The organism is uncultured Ruegeria sp., assembly GCF_947497005.1.
In the GTDB taxonomy this organism is placed as follows: domain Bacteria; phylum Pseudomonadota; class Alphaproteobacteria; order Rhodobacterales; family Rhodobacteraceae; genus Ruegeria.
Window position 1 is genome coordinate 1 of the sequence record NZ_CANMFF010000059.1, and the last position, 1254, is coordinate 1254.

At 60.0% G+C, this 1254-nt stretch carries 1 protein-coding gene; it reads right to left on the minus strand.

The features are described 5' to 3' along the window. Positions 1 to 26: 26 nt before the first annotated feature. A protein-coding gene (locus Q0816_RS25895) for an IS3 family transposase (RefSeq protein WP_298856196.1) occupies positions 27 to 1186 on the minus strand; the annotation gives its coding sequence in 2 pieces (ribosomal slippage) (positions 27 to 937 and positions 937 to 1186; 1161 coding nt in all). Positions 1187 to 1254: the final 68 nt, after the last annotated feature.

A 1254-nucleotide genomic window follows, 5' to 3' on the forward strand; every position in this document is an offset into this window, starting at 1 on the left:
TGACCTGCCCCCCGAGGCTCCCTCATTCATAACGAGAGTCTGCGGGTCTGGTCTTCATATTCGTCGTCGTTGGTTTGGGCAAGCGCGCCGGGCGCGGAGCCCTCAAATTGCTCAAGCGTCCGGCGCGCTTCTGCGGGTGTTTGGTTGCCGAGCGATGAGTGCGGCCTGACGTTGTTGTAGTCGTAACGCCAGAGGGCCAGCTTTCGTCGCGCGTCATCCAGGCTGTCGAACATCTCCTCGTTCAGGAGCTCGTCGCGCAAGCTTCCGTTGAATGACTCGATGAAGGCATTCTGCTGCGGCTTGCCCGGGTCGATGTAATGCCATTCCACGCCGTTGTCGTTGGCCCATTTCAGGATTGCGCGACTGGTGAACTCTGTCCCGTTGTCGCTGACAATGCTGGCGGGCTTGCCGTAGATACGTACAAGCGCATCCAGCTCCCGCGCGACCCGGGCACCCGAGATACTGGTATCAGCCATCAAGCACAGGTTCTCACGGCAGCAGTCATCGTTCACAGCCAGAATGCGGAACCGGCGTGAAGCACCGAACGTGTCGGACAGGAAGTCCAGAGACCAGCGTTCGCCGGGTCTCAGAGCCTCTGGCATTGGCGTTCGTGAGCCACGCGCCCGTTTCCGGCCCCGTCGTCGCCGGACGCCCAGCTTTTCCTCTGTATACAGCCGGTAGAGCTTCTTGTGGTTCATGATCATTCCCTTGCGCTCCAGCATCACCCCGATCCGCCGATAGCCGAACCGACGGCGCTTAGCAGCGACGGCCTTCATCTCCTTACGTATCTCAGGATTGTCAGGCGGGCGTTCGCGCCGGACGGTCTTTGGATCGACACCGACAAGTCGGCAGGCCCGGCGCTGCGAGATATCGTGATCCCGCATCGCCCTGAGCGCTGCCTCTCGCCGCTCATTCGGCGTCGTCAGCTCTTTCCCAGAAGATCCTTCAAAACCGCGTTGTCCAGCATCGTATCGGCCAGCAGGCGTTTGAGCCTGGCGTTCTCGTCTTCCATCACCCTCAGCTTGGCAACGTCGGACACCTCCATGCCGCCATACTTCGACTTGTATTTGTAGAACGTGCCCTGGCTGAGCCCGTGCTTGCGGCAGACCTCCGCTGTCGGCAGGCCCGACTCTTGCTCCTTGATCATCCCAATGATCTGCGCTTCCGTGAAACGGCTCTTTCGCATTCGTTTGCTCCTTCGAAAAGTTGAGCAAACTCTACATCAGAGCGAGGGAAGTTTCGGGGGGCAGGTCA